We start from the raw sequence: 19,242 nt of genomic DNA, 5'->3' as shown, positions 1-19,242 counted from the left end.
TTATATAGTAATTTTTAAATTATCATAGGCTATAAACACATTATCTGGTAATGTTTTTTCAACATCGGCATGAAAACCCAACATATGGCTAATGTGCGTAAGATATGCTTTTTGAGGCCGTATTTCTTCTATAAATTCAAGGGCTTCTTCTAGATTAAAATGTGAATGATGGGGTTCAATTCGCAAAGCATTTACCACTAAAACTTTTACTCCATTAAGCTTTGCTTTCTCTTCTTCTTCAATGGTTTTTACATCTGTCAAGTACGCAAAATCTTTAAACCTGAAACCAAAAACCTGCAGACGATTATGCATAGTATTTATAGGGATGACATCAAGATCAACAAGAGTAAAAGGTTCATTTGTTAATTCATTTTCTATAACGCTGGGTGCTCCAGGGTATTTGTTTTCTGAAGAAAAAATATAGTCAAATCTTGATCTCAGAGCTTTTAACACTCTTTTATGGGCATAAATAGGAATATCTCCTTGTCTAAAAAAGAAAGGACGTATATCATCCATCCCCATAGTATGGTCTGCATGCTCATGCGTAAAAACTATACCATCAATTCTTGAAACATTATTAGAAAGCATTTGTTGTCTAAAATCGGGGCCACAATCAATCACATAACTATGATCATCCCAAGATACGAGAACAGAAACCCGAAGTCGTTTATCTCTTGGATCATCACTCAAACAAACAGGATGTTTACTTCCTATTATAGGAATCCCCTGTGAAGTTCCGGTACCAAGAAATATTACCTCCATATTGTGTTTTAATAGCGCAAATGTAATTATATTTTTTTGGCAAAAATTATATGAATATCTTAATTATTCATTATGTCATTTATAAAATACAGAAATTTACGTTCTTCCTTTTTTAATACTCATTGTATTATTACCTTTACCTTAAACAAAAAAAGCCCTTTTTACTATGCCTATTAAGATAATGGGAGATAAAGAATTCGAGTCTGTTCCCTCTATTAAAAGCAAAGCTTTACGTATTAATCTTAATCAAAACATCTATGGCACCTTTGCAGAAATTGGTGCCGGCCAAGAAACTGCGCGTAATTTTTTCAGAGCTGGTGGTGCTTCAGGTACTATTGCGAAGGCCATGAGTGCATATGATAAAGACTTTAGCGACGCTATCTATGGGATCGAGGATGATAAGCGTTATGTAACCGAGGCCAGGTTAAAAAAAATGCTAAAGCATGAAGTTAACCTCATAGAAGAAAGGATTTCCAGAGAAAAACATCCTAATAAATTATTTTTTAGCTATGCCAATACTGTAGCGACTATTGATTTTGCTAAAAAATATAAAGGACATGGTTGGGTTGGTATACGCTATCAAACTGTCCCTAATGAAGAATACAATGAAATTTCGCTACATATTCGTTTTCATGAAAACGATGCGAGATTACAGCAAATGACCCTTGGTGTATTGGGTGTTAATCTAATCTATGGTGCCTACTACAAATATGATAATCCAAAGAAACTATTAAGATATCTATACGATCACTTAGATAAAGATCAAATAGAAATTGATACCATAAATTTTTCTGGCCCTAGATTTACCAAAGTAGATAACCGTTTAATGAGTTTACAATTGGTTAAGAACGGAATGACTGAAGCTGTAATGTTTGGCCCCGATGGTAATAATATATTACCAGCTGCCATATTATATAAAAAAAATATTTTGGCGCTACGCGGAAGTTTTAGACCGGTGACTAAGGTGAATATGGACATTTACAAAAAGTCACTTAATATATTCTTGAATGAAAATAAAGTAAATAAAAATAAAACTGTAGTAATCTTTGAGATTACGCTATCAAACCTAAGAGCAGAAGGCGAAATAGATGAAGAAGACTTTATGGCAAGGGCCAGGCTATTATGCTCTCTTGGTCAAACCGTGATGATCTCTAATTTTAAAGAATATTACAAAGTAGTAGAATATTTCTCTAATTATACCAAAGAGAGAATGGCATTGGCAATGGGGGTAAATAATCTCGTAGATATTTTCGATGAAAAATATTACCGACACTTAAGCGGCGGTATTCTCGAGGCATTTGGTAAATTATTCTTTAAAGATTTAAAAGTATATCTATACCCACTTCATGACCAGGAGACCGACAAAGTTACTAACAGCGATAACTTAAAGGTTCACCCAAGAATGAAAGAACTATACAAGTTCTTTAAATACAATGGTAAGTTAGTCGATATTACCGATTATGATGCGACCATCATGGATATATTCTCAAGAGAAGTTTTACAAAAAATTCAAGATGGTGAATCAGGATGGGAAGATCAATTACCGGCCCTAATACCAGAGATGATCAAAGAGAATAACTTCTTTGGTTACAAAACACCAGAAGAGGCCATGAAACAATAATGATTTATATATATAAAGGCACGAATTATTATTTAATTCGTGCCTTTTTCATTTAATACAAAAAATTAAAGTATCTGTGCTGCGTGATCTTTGGTCTTTACTTTTGAAATAACTTCGGATATTGTCCCTTTTTCGTCTATCACGAATGTAGTGCGGTGTATTCCATCATATTCTTTTCCCATAAATTTTTTGGGACCCCAAACACCAAAAGCTTCTATCACCTTTTTATCTTCATCTGCCAATAATGGATAAGGTAATTCAAATTTATTCTTAAAATTTTGTTGACGCTTGGCACTATCAGCACTTACACCAATAATTTCGTATCCCTTCGCCTGAAATGTATGATAGTTGTCTTTTAGATTACAAGCTTCAGCAGTACAACCAGGTGTACTTGCCTTTGGGTAGAAAAAAACCACAAGTTTTTTTCCCTTGTAATCGTCAAGAGCAATCGTATTTCCATCCTGATCCAGTGCTGTAAAATTGGGAGCCTTGTCCCCTGCTTTCAATGTTGTCATGTTATAGGTTTTATCTGAATACTATTTTGTTTAATATTTACATGTAAATGTAAAACAAAAACTACAGTACTTATCAGATTTTATAAAAACTTTAATGATAACCAGGGATTATAATGGTTTTATAATTTAATATTTTAGCATGAAATAATTCTGGTAATATGACCAAGCAAGAAAAGATAGATTTTACAATCAAAACATTACAGGAGCTTTATCCAAAAATACCAATTCCGTTAGACCATACGGATCCATATACGTTGCTTATCGCAGTATTAATGAGTGCTCAGAGCACTGATGTACGGGTAAATCAAATTACTCCTCTATTATTTGATAGAGCCGATAATCCATATGCAATGGTAAAATTATCTGTAGATGAAATTAGAGAAATCATAAAGCCAGTCGGTTTAAGTCCTATGAAATCTAAAGGGATCCATGGATTATCGCAAATCCTGATCGATAAATATAATGGTAAAGTCCCAAAAAGTTTTGAAGCGTTAGAAGAGCTGCCAGCGGTTGGCCACAAAACGGCAAGTGTGGTCATGTCACAGGCCTTTGGTGTTCCAGCTTTTCCGGTAGATACACACATCCATCGATTAATGTATCGCTGGGGTTTTAGTAGTGGTAAAAATGTTACACAAACCGAAAAAGATGCCAAACGTTTATTTCCTAGAGAATTATGGAATGACTTACATCTTCAAATCATTTGGTATGGTAGAGAATATTCTCCCGCCCGTGGTTGGAATCTGGATAAAGATATCATTACCAAAACTATAGGTCGGAAAACTGTATTAAAGGAATATCAAAAATTAAAAAGGCCTATTAAGAAATAGGCCTTTTTAATTTTAGTTTAAAATCGTTTCAAATTTTAAGTTACCATACTCCGCAACTTGTAACGATTTTGAATAGTTGAGAAGAAAATCTATAGTTCTTCTGCTAGGTACTAATTGTTTTTCTTCTTTATGTGAAGACTTAAAGTAAAATTTTGCCATATTATATAATCCTAAATTAATATTATTTAAGAGTATAACGGGGCATTTTACATATTATTATACCTTTGTGTTATTAATTTGTTAAAACTATGTTATTCTTTTCTATTACCTTTCTAAGATTAATTAGCGCATAACGCATTCTTCCAAGAGCGGTATTAATGCTAACCCCAGTTTTATCTGATATTTCTTTAAAACTCATATCCCTATACATACGCATGATCAATACTTCTCTTTGATCATCTGGTAATTCTTGAATTAAATTACGCAAATCTTCTTCAACTTGATCTTTAATAATTCTTCTTTCTGCATTCAGATTTCCATCGCTTATCACAGAAAAAATACTGAATTCGCCATTATCTTCAAACTTTGGCATACGATTTCCTTTTCTAAAGTGATCAATTACCAAATTATGAGCAATACGCATCACCCATGGAAGAAATTTTCCTTCCTCATTATATTTTCCATTTTTTAAGGTTCGAATCACTTTAATAAAAGTATCCTGAAATATATCCTCAGATACGTCCCTATCAAAAACTTTGGAATAAATAAAACTGTAAATACGTTGTTTGTGTCGCTCGATAAGAACAGATAGAGCGTTTTCGTCTCCTGTGATGTAGTTATTAACCAGAACGGCGTCTGAAACAGTGTAATCTTTCATACCTATACTTTGTTTTAGTACCAACAAGCTTGGGGCTCGGGCTATGTTAAACTTAAAAAGTAAAGGTTTGCTATAGGCGTTCCTGTTTTAAATTTGGTTCGTTAGTTTGGGGCTAATATAATAACTATCATTTAAAAACAAGCAATTTTCTGTTAATTTTTTTAACTAAACTTTCGTTGTCGATAGGCTATCATACTTATTTTGTAATCATTATCTTTGCGCTCTTACCGCATGATTACTATGATTCAAGATATTACGACCCTAGATCCTAAGAACAATATTATTATTAAAGGAGCCAAGCTTCATAATCTCAAAGATTTGGATGCAGTGATCCCTAGAAATAAATTAGTTGTGATCACTGGACTCTCTGGGTCGGGTAAATCAAGTTTGGCATTTGATACCCTATATGCAGAAGGACAACGAAGATACGTAGAGAGTCTGTCTTCATATGCGAGACAGTTTTTAGGCCGTCTTAACAAACCAAAAGTAGATTATATTAAAGGTATTGCTCCGGCTATTGCTATCGAGCAAAAAGTAAATTCTACAAATCCCAGATCTACAGTTGGTACCACTACAGAAATATATGATTATCTAAAACTTCTTTTTGCCAGGATAGGGAAAACTTATTCCCCAATTTCGGGAAACCGGGTAAAAAAAGATAGAGTAACCGATGTGATCGAGTATGTAAAATCTTTTAATGATGGAGAGAAATTATTATTGCTTGCTCCGATTATTATAGAAAAAGGAAGAACTCTTGAAGGGAAATTAAAAGTCTTACAACAACAGGGGTTTGCTCGAATAAAAATAAAAAATACCATTCTAAGAATTGAAGAAGCCTCAGTTAAAGAAAAAGACTCGGCTTTCTTGGTAGTTGATCGTATTGTAAAGAGAGATGACGAGGATTTTTATAATCGTTTGGCTGATGCTGTAGATTCTGCTTTCTTTGAAGGTAAAGGAACATGTTACATAGAAACCTTAAGTGACGGCGCTCAACGCCAGTTTAGTAACAAGTTTGAGTTGGATGGAATGACTTTTCTAGAACCCAATGTGCATCTATTCAGTTTTAATAATCCCTATGGGGCTTGTCCAGAATGTGAAGGCTACGGTGATGTTATTGGTATCGATGCAGATCTTGTGATCCCCAACACCGCATTAAGCGTATATGAAGGAGCCGTTTTTCCCTGGAAAGGTGATAGCATGGGATGGTATAAAGATCAGTTGATCAATAATGCATACAAATTCGACTTCCCTATTCATAAACCCTATTTTGAACTTTCTGAAGAGCAAAAAGAGTTATTATGGACAGGAAATCAGTATTTTGAGGGAATTGATGATTTCTTCAAAGAATTAGAATCAAAAGCCTATAAAATTCAGAATCGGGTAATGCTTTCGCGCTATCGCGGAAAAACAAAATGTACCACCTGCAAAGGAAAACGATTACGACAAGAAGCCAATTATGTAAAAATTAATGATGCTACACTTACAGACCTAGTCGAGAAGCCTTTGAATGAATTAGCAAACTTCTTTAAAGAACTAACGCTTAATGAATATGATACAACAATAGCGAAGCGACTGCTTAAAGAAATCAATAGCCGACTAGAATTCCTGCAAAATGTAGGATTAGAATATTTAACACTTAATCGAAAATCAAATACTTTATCAGGAGGAGAATCACAACGTATAAATCTTGCCACCTCTCTGGGTAGTAGCTTGGTAGGTTCTATGTACATTCTAGACGAGCCTAGCATAGGGCTACATCCAAAAGATACCGAGAAATTAATCAAGGTATTAGAATCCCTTCGCGATCTTGGCAATACAGTGATCGTGGTAGAACATGATGAAGATATTATGAAAGCTGCCGATGAGATTATCGATATTGGTCCCGAAGCTGGTACTTATGGAGGTCATGTCGTTGCAACCGGAACTTTCAAAGAAATTTTAAAAGCCGATTCACTTACTGCAAAATACCTTAATGGGCAACTAGAGATAGAAATTCCTACAACTAGAAGAACTTCAAAATATTACCTTGATATTATAGGTGCACGCGAGAATAATCTTAATAATATAAATGTAAAAGTTCCTCTAGGTGTTTTCACTGCTATTACGGGAGTATCAGGTAGTGGAAAAAGTACATTGGTAAAGAAAATAATTTATCCTTCGGTATTAAAACAATTAGGAGGATATGGCGAAAAAGCGGGTCAGTTTACCAAGCTTAAAGGGAATTACAGTAATATCAAACATGTAGAGTTTGTAGATCAAAATCCGATAGGCAGATCCTCGCGCTCAAACCCTGTTACCTATATTAAAGCTTATGACGATATACGCAGTCTCTTTGCCAATCAGAAACTATCAAGTATACGTAACTATAAGTCAAAACACTTCTCTTTTAATGTAGATGGTGGTCGATGCGAAACTTGTAAAGGCGAAGGCGAAGTAACTATCGAGATGCAGTTTATGGCCGATGTACACTTAGAATGTGAAACTTGTGGCGGAAAACGTTTCAAAAAAGATGTACTCGAAGTTACCTTCCATGATAAAAATATCCACGATATTCTCACCATGACTATAGATAATGCTATTGATTTCTTCGCAGAGCATAATCAAACTAAGATTAGAAAAAAATTACAACCCTTACAAGATGTTGGCCTGGGATATGTGCAATTAGGGCAGAGCTCTTCTACCCTATCTGGAGGTGAAGCACAGCGAATTAAATTAGCTTCTTTTCTTGTAAAAGGGAATACCAAAGATAAGGCACTTTTCATTTTTGACGAACCTACAACAGGACTCCATTTTCATGATATAAAAAAGCTATTAAAATCCTTTAACGAACTTATCGACAAAGGACATTCGATAGTAGTCATCGAACATAACCTTGACCTGGTTAAGTGTGCTGATTATATCATCGACCTTGGTCCTGAAGGTGGCAAAAATGGCGGTAATATAGTAGCCCAAGGCACTCCTGAAGAAATTTCCAAAAATAAAAAATCGTATACCGGTAGATATTTGAAGGAAAAGCTCTAAAAGAGAGCTCCTATTGACGGGAGCCAACATTTTACTACCTAAAAAGAGACCCTCCTGACGGTAGCTACTATTATTTCGACTTCAGGCAATCTATGCAATCTTAGAATAGCTATTATACAAAAATGCTGTAGTATAACATGGCATTGATAATTGTAAGATATGTATTGTTTAATAAATAGGAATGTCTCCTATCCTAAATCCTTTCCAGAGGAAAGGACTTTTTGACCACCTTCCCTTTGGGAAGGGTTGGGGATGGGATGATAGATGTATTGGTTAAAAACATCAACGTTACATTAAGCTAGAACCACAAAAAATAATAAATACTTAACAACCAAAAAGTTAACCCTCATTTTTCATAGTCTTAAAATTTTTGGCACGCCATTTGGATCATTGCTTATCAAATAGCGGAAGCCGAAAAGCTAATTGAGTAGGTGTTAACCCAAAAACAAATTAGGTTATGAAAAAAATGTTACTTTTTATGGCAGCTTTATTGCTGATAGGAACAACTGCCCATGCGACCGATCACAAACACTTGGATCACCAGGATAGGGTTACAAAACGCTATCGCCAAGCACAACCGATCGTATTCATACAAGGAGGTGTAAAATTTTTCGTACATACAGATGGATCTGTGGATTTTAAGATCCTAAACCGAAGGTCCAGATCCCAACAGGTACATTGGCATGGTCAGACCACTCCCGGTGCTTACAGGTATAATCCATATCGCAATATGGTACGATACGATTACTATGGGAGATTAAAAAGAGTGAAATCCAATCATATTAGTTATAATAGATACAATCAAGTTAGAAGAATTGGTACTATTGTAGTGCGATATAACCGTAGAGGTTTAGTTTCGCAAATTGGTGGATTACATATTCACTATAGAAAGCACGGTAATATCAAATTTGTAGAAGGAAACGTATATTATAATGGTTGTGGGCATTGTGGAATGGATGGATGCACCGCCACCCATGATCCCTACTACCATCAAAACAGGAGACCAAAATATCAAGATCGATGGCATGGTGATTATCATCATAAAAACAGAAAAAGATATCATGACGATGATGACGATGATGATGATGATGATGATGATGATGATGATGATGATGATGATGATGATGATGATGATGATGATGATGATGATGATGATTAATATATAGATTAGTTGTTGGTTAGTTGTTGAAAATCCCATTACCCAATACTTACGGTAGTGGGATTTTCTTATTTATAAAGTGTTGTTAAGTTTTATTAATGAATTGATGATTATTATATATTTATCCATTGGCAATCAGAATCAAACAAACCAACATGAAATTCTATAACGTTTTTATTTTCATTTTTTCGTGCTCAATATTACAACTATCAGCCCAAAATATGGAGTTTGAGGATTATGACCCTCCTTCTACCCTTGTAGTTCCGGGAAAAGAAATCAAAAAAGCAAAGTTTCCATTTATTGACGTGCATAACCATCAATTTAGAATGCCTTCTCAAAACCTGCAAGAGGTCGTTACCGAAATGGATAAATTGAACATGGCAGTAATGGTCAACCTATCAGGGCGTGGAAGAGGATCAGACGAACATCTTATGAAATCCCTGAAAAATGTAAAAACCAATCACCCTAATCGCTTTATAGTATTTACCAATATTAGTCTTACTGGGATTGACGAACCCAATTGGACTGAAAAAACAGTAGCACAATTAGAAAAAGATGTTGCCATGGGCGCCAATGGATTAAAAATCTATAAAAGTCAGGGAATGGATAATAAAGATGGGAAAGGCAATCGTATTAAAATTGATGACCCCCGCATTGGTCCTGTATGGGAAAAGTGTGGTGAGCTTGGTATACCAGTATTAATTCATGCTGCAGATCCAAAATCCTTTTGGGATCCTCATGATAATAAAAACGAACGCTGGCTAGAGTTAAAACTTCGTTCTAGAAGGAAGCGTGATGCTAAGGTTACGGGCTCCTGGGAAACAATTATACAGGAACAGCATAATATCTTCAAAAAACACAAAAACACTACGTTTATTAACGCTCATTTAGGATGGTATGGAAACAATCTGGGTAAGCTTGCCCAATTAATGGATGAGATGCCAAATATGTACACCGAAATTGGAGCTGTTATTGCTGAGCTTGGCCGACAACCACGCAATGCTAAGGCTTTTTTAACAAAATACCAGGATCGCGTGATGTTTGGTAAAGATTCCTGGAATCCGGAAGAGTACTACACCTATTTTAGAGTTTTAGAGTCTGATGACGAATATTTTCCTTATTACAAGCGTTATCATGCTTTTTGGAAAATGTATGGATTAGATCTCGATGATGAAGTACTTAAAAAATTATATTATAAGAATGCATTAAAGGTCATTCCAAACATTGATAAAAGCTTATTTCCCGAATAGAATAAACTACATCTTCGCCTTGCCTTAAACTGAAATCCTAAAGACTTAAGTCAGCGTGCATTATTTGATTCTACTTCGATTGAAGCGAAGAAGCAATTATTTTGTCATTACTGTATTAATCATCTTAAGCCTTTCTACATACATTTGATTATCAACGTTTTAATTTTTTGGCACGCTGCTTGATATCATAAAAGTGAACATCAGAAACATTTAAAAGTGTTTCTTCAAAATCACGAATTATGAAAAATGTTGTTTTACTTTTTACAGGACTATTACTAGCAACTTTTAGCGTAAGTGCATCAGAGACAAGTACAGAAGCTTCTACTCGATATTATAATAATGGAAGATCCTTCATTTTTACTGAAGGAGGAATTGATTTTTCAGTATTCGCTGATGGGCAGTTCGATTTTTTTATTAATGGTAGAAGAGGTGGTGTAAGTGTTGGAGTAAATGCTCCTGGTGTGAACATCAGCTTTAATTCAGGATACGATTATGATGCCTTTGTGCAGTACGATGATTATGGAGCCGTGGTACAGATAGAAAATGTACCTATCTTTTATGATCACTTTGGAAGAATTATACAGGCTGGTGATGTATTTATTAATTATAATCGTTGGGGTCGAGTGTCCAGAGTGGGTGGATTATACGTACATTATAATAGCTATGGTAATTTCATCAACTATACTGGTTTTATCAACCGTTTCAATAGACATTATGTATACAGACCCTTTCATGCATATTTTACTGTACCTATTGTAAGCAGATGTATTGTATACAATAGACCTTACAGAAGATTTTATAATCCATACAGATGTTCTTATACCGTATATAGAAGGAACTATTTTAACGGATATTATCACAGACCATATAGAAGTAGAAACTATTATAGACCTCACCAAAGAGTGGCGAGTTATAATAGAGGATACAGAGTTTCTAATGCAAGAGCTGTAAACTATAGAACCAGAGGTCATAGAGCAGAGATGTATAAAAGAAATGATCGAAACTATAGTAGAATCAATCGCAGCAGATCAAATAATAGTTTGGCTACAAGAAGTAGATCTAGTAACAGATCGAATAATTACGGCACAAGAAATGTGACCAAAAGTAGATCTATAGACAATAGAAGTAGAAGCGTAAACAGAACTCGTTCTGTAACACCAAATACGAGATCACGTACTACGAGTAGAAACGTTCAGTCTAAAGAAAGAGTGCAAGGAAATAATAGAAGTACTCAACCAAGACAAAGAGCACAAACTACCCAAAGAACGGGAAGTAAGGTTACTAGTAGATCTCAAAATAATAACAGAGCTGTGTATAATAGAAATGGTAGAAGTACCCAGCCGAAACAAAGAGTACAAGCTACGCAAAGAACTAGAAATACAGTAGCTAGTAGATCACAAGGTAACAACAGAGCAAAATATGAAAGAAATAATAGAACGCAGGCAAAAAAACCTACAAGTACAAACAGAAAATATTCTGAAAATGTAACAAAACGTTCTAATAACAGTCGTTATAGTAATAACAAAGGAACGAGTAAGTCGAGATCAACAGTAAACAGACAAAGAAGCAATACTTCTAAAGGATATACAAGATCAAATAGTTCAAGATCAAGTAACAATCGAGCACGTAGCGCCAGAAGTAGAAGCTAGAAAACATAAACAATATTTATTTTTTTGGTTGGTTAGTTGGAAAATCCCCCAGAGCAGATGCTTAAGCACCTCGGGGGATTTTCTTTATAATCGTATTAATATCAGGTGATATTCTTAGTAGATATAAGATAATCGTATACAACCCACCAATTACGATACTTTTTAGACCAATATTTATAATTGGGTGAAACTGAAAGTCCCAATAATAAAACCCAAATGAGAAAGCAATTATTAAAAGTAATCCTAAAAATGTCTTCTTCGAAAATGGATGCATTTTAAATTTAGTATTTACAACCCATAGTTTTGCCAGGTTATAAAGAAAAACTGCTCCAAAAGTGGCAATAGCGGCTCCTGTAACTCCATACAGACGAATACATATGAGATTCAATACAAACGAAAGAATTGCCATACCTACCCCTATGTATAAAACTATTCGATAATAATCAGAATTGTAAAGGATAGCATTGTTATTTCCCATAAGATTATCAAATAATTTGGCCACACCTATTAGAATCACCACCCAAATAAACAGTTCATAATCATCAGGAATAATTTCGAATAACTGATTAACGTTGCAAACAATCAATATAAATAATAGCCCACTTATAAGGAGAAGATTTAATGAACTTTTTTGATAGAGATTTTTTAGTTCCTCAAAAGACTTTTCATTAATTAGCTTAGCGGTTATAGGATATGTAATCTGGTGCATAGCACGAGACGGAATGATAATTACACTTGCGATATAAGCGCATATACCGTATTTAGCTACGTTTTCTATAGGGAGAAACTCATTGATCATTACTTTATCTAGATCAATCAATAAAGAAGCTACTGATCCTGCAATCAAAATCAAAAAGGAATATTTAAAAACAGAACTATAGTTGGCCGGCAGAGAAAATCTTGGTGTAAAACTATGTAAACTAAAAGCATAAAATTTCATAATAAAAGTTCTAATCAGATAAACAAGGACTAATCCGTAAATGAATTGATCGATGGTCAAAACTTCAAAATACAATAAGAGTAAAAGCAAACTTGTTGAAATTCTAAGAAAAAGTTCTTTCATTATATTTCCAAAAACGCTCTTTAGCTTCACTTTGGACCAAGCAAAAAACACTTCAAAGTATGATAATGCAAATGCCAGTATGTAAATTGTCCAAACATATGGAGCCACAATTTCATTATCATCACTAATAAAATTAATGATTGTTGAATAAAGTACAGTTCCTATGAATCCAAGAATCAATGCTATAATAAAAGGAAGAACCAATATTTGAGTTAAAAACTTGTTTTGTTGGTTTTCGTTTGTATATGATGAGAAAAATTTAACTAACGTATTATGAGTTCCAAAAGCCATCAATGGCCATATCAGATTTGAAGCAGAAATCAGATAAGTGATTAATCCATAATGCTCCTCATCCATAAAATTAGTAAATAAGAACAACGTATTTATTGCTCCTATTCCAAAACCCAAACAGGTGATGATTACGTTTTTTATAGACTGATTTACTACTACGCCCATTAGAATAGATTCTGTTTAATGGATTATTATGGTTAGTTATAAATACTCATAAACTCAATATCCCATTTACTTAAATACTTTTAATAATTTCAGATATGCTTTTAGTCAACTCCCGCCTACTATACTTCTCTATTCCTTTAACCTCAGCATACAATTTCCCTTCTTGAAACTGTTTGAAATATTCTAATATCTGATATTTTATACTTTTATACTCGTGATATTCAAAAAAACAACCAGAATTTGTTTCTTTGATCAGCTTCGCAATATCTGCATCCTTAGGCCCTACCGCCAATATAGGCCGTTTAGAAACCATATATTCAAACAGCTTACCCGGTATGATACACTTCGTTGCTGCACTATCAATTTCTATTAGCAAAAGAATCTGGGAACTTCTTTGTATCTGTATTGCTTCTTTATGCGATACATATCCTTTGAGGTCTATAAAATCTTTTAATCCTGCTTCCTTAATTGAGATTAATACATCATCGCTAACTGCCCCTACTAATTGTAGTTGAAATGCTTTTGCAAAATCCTGGTTTTCCAGGGTCAAATCGTGTAAAGCTTTCCAAAGTTTTTTAGGGTTACGGCCCGATAATAAAGAACCAATATGCGAAACGGTAAACGTAGTGTCCAAAAAAGCTTCTGAAATCTCTTCCTGATCATATCCATTCGTAACCACAGAAATTGGACGATCAGTAATCTCTTCGAATTCTTCTTTTGTTGTAAAACTAGTCACTATGATCTGGTCTGTTGAGTTGAGCACCTCTTTTTCTAAAGTTTTATGCTTCATCATTGACGCTTTTGTAAGTTTTAGCTTTTCATGATATCCAATGGTAGTCCATGGATCCCTAAAATCAGTGATCCATTTGAGTCCCAACTGTTTTTTTAATTTCATTCCGATCAAATGAACACTGTGTGGTGGGCCAGTCGTAATGACAAGATCTATTTTATTTTCTGAAAGATAATTTTTTAAATACCGAACAGAAGGTTTTATCCAGAATTTACGGGCATCAGGTATAAAAAAATTTCCACGAATATATAATAATAGTCTTTGAATCAAAGATTGCTTTGTTGCACCCGATATAATTCCCTTACTGATAGTTTTAGTTTCTTTTTTTGAAAAAAACTCAGCAAATTTATATGGTTCAAATATTGGTTGTTTAATTACAGTAACACCGTTTGGAATCTTAGCTAGAAAAGATTCATCTTTTAAAGGATAGGTAGGGTTTTCAGGAACAAATACAACTGGTTCTATATCAAACTCTCTAAAATATTTTACAAAAGCAAGCCATCTCTGTACTCCGGGACCCCCGGCCGGTGGCCAATAATATGTAACGATCAGTATTTTCAAAATTAGTTACTTCTCTTCTTTGATTAAAGATAGTAAACTACCGGACTTTTTGTATTGATAAAATAACCCTCCTATTATCAATAGCACAAAAATAATAGAACTGGTAAGTGTGATAGCACTTCCCGTTCTTACTACCTGCGGTTCAAATTTGAATTCTATCTTATGTTTACCCTTGGGCACTTTGAGCCCCCTAAGCATATAATTGACAGGATATATAGGTTGCTCTTTTTCATCAATAAATGCTTTCCAGCCGTTCTTATAGTAGGTTTCTGCAAAAACCACAAATCCAGGTTGAGCAGCATACACATTGTAAGCCAGATGATCGGGAGTCGTTTTGGAAACAGAAATTGTCGAAACACTATCTTTCTGTATTTTGAGAGTTCCTATTTCCTCCTTAAAATCTTTTCTAATTATTGCAGTTTGTTTTGTTTTTATATCGCCAAGAGCCTTAAATTCAGATTTATAATCATCTACATACTGTATTTCTTCTACAAACCAGGCTGGACCATTTGCCGAAGGATTGATTTGTGCTTCTAGCCTACCCTCCTTAGTGCGCTGGATAATGTATTTAACATTAAGCATATTCAATACTTCAAGGTTACCTTTAGCTATATGTCCAAAATAAATATCTTCCATCTTTCTTGGGCGAACAGCAGTATATCCATTAATTGAATTGAAGAAATAATTAGTATGAGAATTGTTAAAACCTCTTGCTTGGTCTAACACTCTATAATAAGAGTCATCTTTCATGATTTCTTTATCAACCTGTGTAGGTTGAAAAAATGCTCTGTACTCTCTCTTCGATATAAAACCTTCTTCGTCTACACTTCGTCTGTCTACGGTCACCAAATCTACAAGAACTAATACTGCGATGCAGACCAAAGCAATATTCTCATTAAGTTTTTTCTTAAGCATAAACCATAGTACAGCACCAATTAAAATTATATATACCAATGATCGTAAACTATCACTTTTCATAATAGTGATACGATCTTCTTTTATGGCATCAAATATCATTGGTTGTTCTATTTCTAATTGTACTTCTGAAGGCGATTTAAAGCTGAATAAGCTACCTCCGAATAAAAAGAAAAGTAGACATAAACCACCAAATACTCCCAGAGAAATTAGAAACTTTTTTTTCTTTTCGTCAAATGCAATTTTATCACTAAATAATCTATGTAGTCCAAAGACAGCCGCTATAGGTACCAGCAACTCTAAAATTACCTGAATACTGGATACTGCCCTGAATTTGTTGTAAAGAGGAACGTTGTCAATGAAAAAGCGAGTTAAAAACTCAAAATTTTTCCCCCAACTCAACACTAACGACAATATGATACCGCCTAAAAGCCACCATCGCAACCTTCCTTTGATGAGTAACAGTCCCAGAAGTGCTAAAAAAACTACAGTAATTCCCAAATAAGGCGGTGCTTCGACAAAAGGCTGTGCGCCCCAATACAACGGAGTACCATTTGCATAGTAATTTGCTTGTTCGGGCGACTGCCCCAATGCTATTAGTTTTTGATAAAAAGCAGAATCACTGCCTAGATCTGATGCTCTTCCTAATCCCATTAATTTTGGAATAAAGAGATTTAAAGATTCTAATTTTCCATAGCTATATTCAGTAATGTAATCATAGTCCAAGCCATTTTTCTCTGATGCACGTGTAGTCTCGTCTGCTAGATAATTTTTACCTCGTATACTGGTATCCACATATTCAGATGTTGATAATAAAGTAGTTGCGTTAGTGGCCAGACCTAAAGAAACAGCCATTATTAAGAATCCAACTGATTTAAAAAAATGGGGCAGCTCCTTCTTTTTATAGGCATCAATTAGGTAAGAAACACCTAAAACAGCCACCAACAACCCCAAATAATAGGTCATTTGATAATGATTCGCTTGTATTTCTAAACCCATCGCCAATGCTGTAAGTACAGAACCCCAGAAATACCTTTTCTGAAACACAAGCAAAATCCCTGCAATAACCAAAGGAAAATAAGCAATAGCATGTGCTTTAGAGTTATGTCCAACACCTATTATAATGATCAAATAAGTTGAAAACCCAAATGCTAAGGCTCCTATTATACCTATTTTCCAGGGTACACGCATTACAAGCATTAAAATATAAAAACTTACCAGGTATAGAAACAGATAATCTGCCGGTCTTGGTAAAAACCGAATTAAACGATCCAATTTGTCCATATAATCATGCGGAAATCGAGCTCCTATCTGATAGGTAGGCATACCCCCGAAAGCAGCGTTATTCCAGTAGGTCTCCTTGCCTGTTTTTGCTCTATGCTCATTTTGTTGCTTGGCCATACTTTCATAAAGCTTAATATCATTTTGATACAAGACTTTGCCGCTTAATACCGGATTAAAATATAAAAGTGAAATAACAATAAAACCCAGAATGACAAATATATGAGGTAAGAATCTTTTAATTAAAGACATGATATGTGCAAGTTTACTAAATGAAAGGCCAAATTAAAAAATATAAGTAACTTCTATAACAATGCTGACATATTTTTAGGTAACATACCTCAAATAAAAAATAGAAGATTAGTAAGCAGTTGAAAGCTAGTGGTAATTTCCAAAAATTTTGTTTTAAATGATATAATGGTATATGGATATTAAAGCTTATCCAGATAAAAAATGTGTTTTAATCAATGAAATTGTTGTTGAAGAAAATAATACTCAGTCTAGCTCTTCAAAATCGATATATTCTCCTACGTCTTTATTAGAAGACTTTTGTTTTGGTTTCTTTTCGATGGTAACCTCACCTTTTTTAGTTTGTTGGGGTTGTTGGTATTTCCCAAAATGTTGTTCAAATTTTTCTCCTGCTTTCTTTGTGACGTACCTAAACAATAGAGGACCAAATAAACGCGTTAATACTTTTAGTCCATAATATATTAACAATATAATGAGAATTACCTTTAACACCCCTTGTAGAGAAGCTTCTTGCATGTCATTTTTTTTCAAAAATAAGGAACTCGCTACACAATTACAGGTAGACAATCCTAAAAAAATGATAAAATCTGCTATATTTGAACCAAATATATTGAATATGAGCCCTAAGTCTATTCTATTGTTGGTATCCATTTTTCTATTTGGGTTAATGGCTTCTGCACAATATACCGAGAAGATTAATACCAATAGACCCGGTACTTCTCAGGGAGCTTTCTCTGTTGGTAATAATGTATTACAGATAGAAGGTGGTCTTGGTTTCGGAAAAGAAAAACATGATATTTTTAATACGAAGACCAATGTCTTCAACTTTGACTATGCGATTAGGTATGGTCTTCTAATCGAGCAATTAGAGATTAGATTGAATGGTCGATTTAGAGCAGATGGAGTAACACAAACGGTTGGGGCTAACGAACAAAAAATAACTCGAAGCGATTTTGAGATCAATACATTAGGTGCTAAATATTTGATATATGACCCCTATAAAAAGCCAAAAAAAGAAGATTCTACCTACGCAAGTTTGAAAAGCTGGAAAGAGCACCATAGATTTAAATGGAAAACGCTTATCCCAGCAGTTTCAGCCTACGCCGGTGTTAATTTTATTAATGCAGATAATCCATTCACATTTCCTGAAGATCAAAGTATCAGCCCTATATTTGTAATAGCAGCTCAAAATAACTGGACGACAAATTATGGTGGAGATTGGGCATTTGTAACCAATATCATTATTGATAAAGTAACAACAGAAAATCCTGCATTCGGACTCATTCTCACAGCCACTCATACCATCAATGATACATGGGCTGGATTTTTAGAATATCAGGTGCAAAAAAGCGACTTCTATAGTGATAATATCATGAGATTAGGAGGAGCCTACCTGTTTGATAAAGATTTGCAATTCGATGCTAACCTGGCCTTCAACTTTAAAGACACACCTTCAATTTGGACGTTGAGTTTTGGTGCTTCCTACAGATTTGATTGGCATACCAAAGATGAAATTATTGAGCAACCAGGATTAGAAGGAGGTGTTACAGAAGAAGAAGTCGAAGAAAACGAGGATGGCGAAGGCGAAGATGAAGACAGCATCGAAGGAGAATTTGATGAACTCAATGAAAATGAGACAGATAGTCTGAAATTAGGAAAAACCCCGTTCATTAATGATTTTGAGGATGATGGCTTCAGAGAAGAACTTGAAAGAGATCTTGACCAAAGACGTACTGAAGAACGATTAGAACGCGAACGTATTGAACAAGAGAAAATTGATAAGAAAGAAGGTAAGAAATTTAAGAAAGAAGAAGCAAGACGTTTGAAACGTGAGGCCAAAGAGGCCAGAGAAGCTGAAAAAGCTGCTTTAAAAGCAGAAAAAGATAAAGAAAAAATGATTCAGGATATCGATGCCGAACTGGATAAAATGGAACAGGATAAAGGAGTCGACCAGGAACTTGAGGATTTGGACAGACAGCTTAAGGAGCTTGAAAAAATGGAGCAGGATCTAAATATAGAAGAAGAAAAGCCAAAAGAAAAACCTGAAGAGAAGAAAAAAGAAGAAGAGATTGATGTTGATGCAGAGTATGAGCAGTATCAAAAAGAGCAGGAAAAAACTAAAAAAGCTGAAGAAAAAAGAAGAAAAAAAGAAGAAAAAAGACGCTTGAAAGAAGAAAAAAAGCGCCAGAAGGAAGCAGAGAAGATCAAAAAAAATAATGAAAAAGATCCTAATATAGACCAAGAAATAGAGAAAGAACTCGAGGATTTTGATCGCTAATGCTGATATTATTGGCAAAATGATCACT

General features: G+C 34.4%; 14 protein-coding genes. 7 read left to right on the top strand and 7 right to left on the bottom strand.

All coding sequences use genetic code 11. From position 1 onward, the window contains the following. Window positions 1-762 (bottom strand): MBL fold metallo-hydrolase, encoded by a 762-nt coding sequence (locus ACFSJT_RS19410; RefSeq protein WP_378322002.1) that lies wholly within the window; start codon window positions 760-762, stop codon window positions 1-3. A 166-nt stretch (window positions 763-928) separates the two neighbouring features. Between ACFSJT_RS19410 and ACFSJT_RS19405 the strand changes: the two genes are divergently transcribed. Then, window positions 929-2,383, top strand: a complete 1,455-nt coding sequence (locus ACFSJT_RS19405) for a TonB-dependent receptor (RefSeq protein WP_378322001.1) — start codon at window positions 929-931, stop codon at window positions 2,381-2,383. 65 nt (window positions 2,384-2,448) lie between these two features. Here ACFSJT_RS19405 and bcp read toward each other — a convergent pair whose 3' ends face one another. Next, window positions 2,449-2,898 carry a thioredoxin-dependent thiol peroxidase gene (bcp, locus tag ACFSJT_RS19400; protein ID WP_378322000.1) on the bottom strand — a complete coding sequence of 150 codons (450 nt, stop codon included), beginning with the start codon at window positions 2,896-2,898 and terminating at the stop codon, window positions 2,449-2,451. Window positions 2,899-3,056: 158 nt separating this feature from the next. Between bcp and ACFSJT_RS19395 the strand changes: the two genes are divergently transcribed. After that, window positions 3,057-3,725: an endonuclease III domain-containing protein gene (locus tag ACFSJT_RS19395; protein WP_378321999.1), complete on the top strand. Its 669-nt coding sequence runs from the start codon at window positions 3,057-3,059 to the stop codon at window positions 3,723-3,725. Window positions 3,726-3,957: 232 nt separating this feature from the next. Here ACFSJT_RS19395 and ACFSJT_RS19390 read toward each other — a convergent pair whose 3' ends face one another. Then, window positions 3,958-4,542 (bottom strand): RNA polymerase sigma factor, encoded by a 585-nt coding sequence (locus ACFSJT_RS19390; protein ID WP_378321998.1) that lies wholly within the window; start codon window positions 4,540-4,542, stop codon window positions 3,958-3,960. Window positions 4,543-4,782: 240 nt separating this feature from the next. Here ACFSJT_RS19390 and uvrA point away from each other — a divergent pair, with 240 nt between their 5' ends. The 4 genes from uvrA to ACFSJT_RS19370 all read left to right on the top strand — a co-directional run bounded on the left by uvrA (window position 4,783) and on the right by ACFSJT_RS19370 (window position 11,621). Beyond that, window positions 4,783-7,563, top strand: coding sequence for an excinuclease ABC subunit UvrA (uvrA, locus tag ACFSJT_RS19385; RefSeq protein ID WP_378321997.1), 2,781 nt, complete (start codon window positions 4,783-4,785; stop codon window positions 7,561-7,563). Between the two features lie 457 nt (window positions 7,564-8,020). Next, a complete protein-coding gene (locus tag ACFSJT_RS19380) occupies window positions 8,021-8,722 on the top strand; it encodes a hypothetical protein (RefSeq protein WP_378321996.1) in 702 nt (233 codons plus the stop codon). A 221-nt stretch (window positions 8,723-8,943) separates the two neighbouring features. Further along, window positions 8,944-9,972, top strand: a complete 1,029-nt coding sequence (locus tag ACFSJT_RS19375; protein ID WP_378321995.1) for an amidohydrolase family protein — start codon at window positions 8,944-8,946, stop codon at window positions 9,970-9,972. A 239-nt stretch (window positions 9,973-10,211) separates the two neighbouring features. Then, window positions 10,212-11,621 carry a hypothetical protein gene (locus tag ACFSJT_RS19370; RefSeq protein ID WP_378321994.1) on the top strand — a complete coding sequence of 470 codons (1,410 nt, stop codon included), beginning with the start codon at window positions 10,212-10,214 and terminating at the stop codon, window positions 11,619-11,621. A 61-nt stretch (window positions 11,622-11,682) separates the two neighbouring features. On the opposite strand, the gene ACFSJT_RS19365 is transcribed toward ACFSJT_RS19370, so the two are convergent. The 4 genes from ACFSJT_RS19365 to ACFSJT_RS19350 all read right to left on the bottom strand — a co-directional run bounded on the left by ACFSJT_RS19365 (window position 11,683) and on the right by ACFSJT_RS19350 (window position 17,452). Next, window positions 11,683-13,140 (bottom strand): oligosaccharide flippase family protein, encoded by a 1,458-nt coding sequence (locus ACFSJT_RS19365; protein WP_378321993.1) that lies wholly within the window; start codon window positions 13,138-13,140, stop codon window positions 11,683-11,685. A gap of 70 nt (window positions 13,141-13,210) precedes the next feature. After that, window positions 13,211-14,491 (bottom strand): glycosyltransferase family 4 protein, encoded by a 1,281-nt coding sequence (locus tag ACFSJT_RS19360; protein ID WP_378321992.1) that lies wholly within the window; start codon window positions 14,489-14,491, stop codon window positions 13,211-13,213. Window positions 14,492-14,497: 6 nt separating this feature from the next. Continuing rightward, on the bottom strand, window positions 14,498-16,939 hold the full coding sequence (locus ACFSJT_RS19355; protein ID WP_378321991.1) for a YfhO family protein: 2,442 nt from the start codon (window positions 16,937-16,939) through the stop codon (window positions 14,498-14,500). A 243-nt stretch (window positions 16,940-17,182) separates the two neighbouring features. Then, window positions 17,183-17,452, bottom strand: a complete 270-nt coding sequence (locus ACFSJT_RS19350; protein WP_378321990.1) for a DUF4834 family protein — start codon at window positions 17,450-17,452, stop codon at window positions 17,183-17,185. On the opposite strand from ACFSJT_RS19350, the gene ACFSJT_RS19345 reads away from it, so the two are divergent. Continuing rightward, window positions 17,451-19,214, top strand: a complete 1,764-nt coding sequence (locus ACFSJT_RS19345; RefSeq protein ID WP_378321989.1) for a transporter — start codon at window positions 17,451-17,453, stop codon at window positions 19,212-19,214. The genes ACFSJT_RS19350 and ACFSJT_RS19345 overlap by 2 nt on opposite strands. Window positions 19,215-19,242 lie beyond the last annotated feature (28 nt).

The sequence above is a fragment of the Aquimarina celericrescens genome, from assembly GCF_042682765.1.
GTDB classification, from domain to species: Bacteria; Bacteroidota; Bacteroidia; order Flavobacteriales; family Flavobacteriaceae; genus Aquimarina; species Aquimarina celericrescens.
This window is presented reverse-complemented; position numbering and strand designations above follow the sequence as displayed.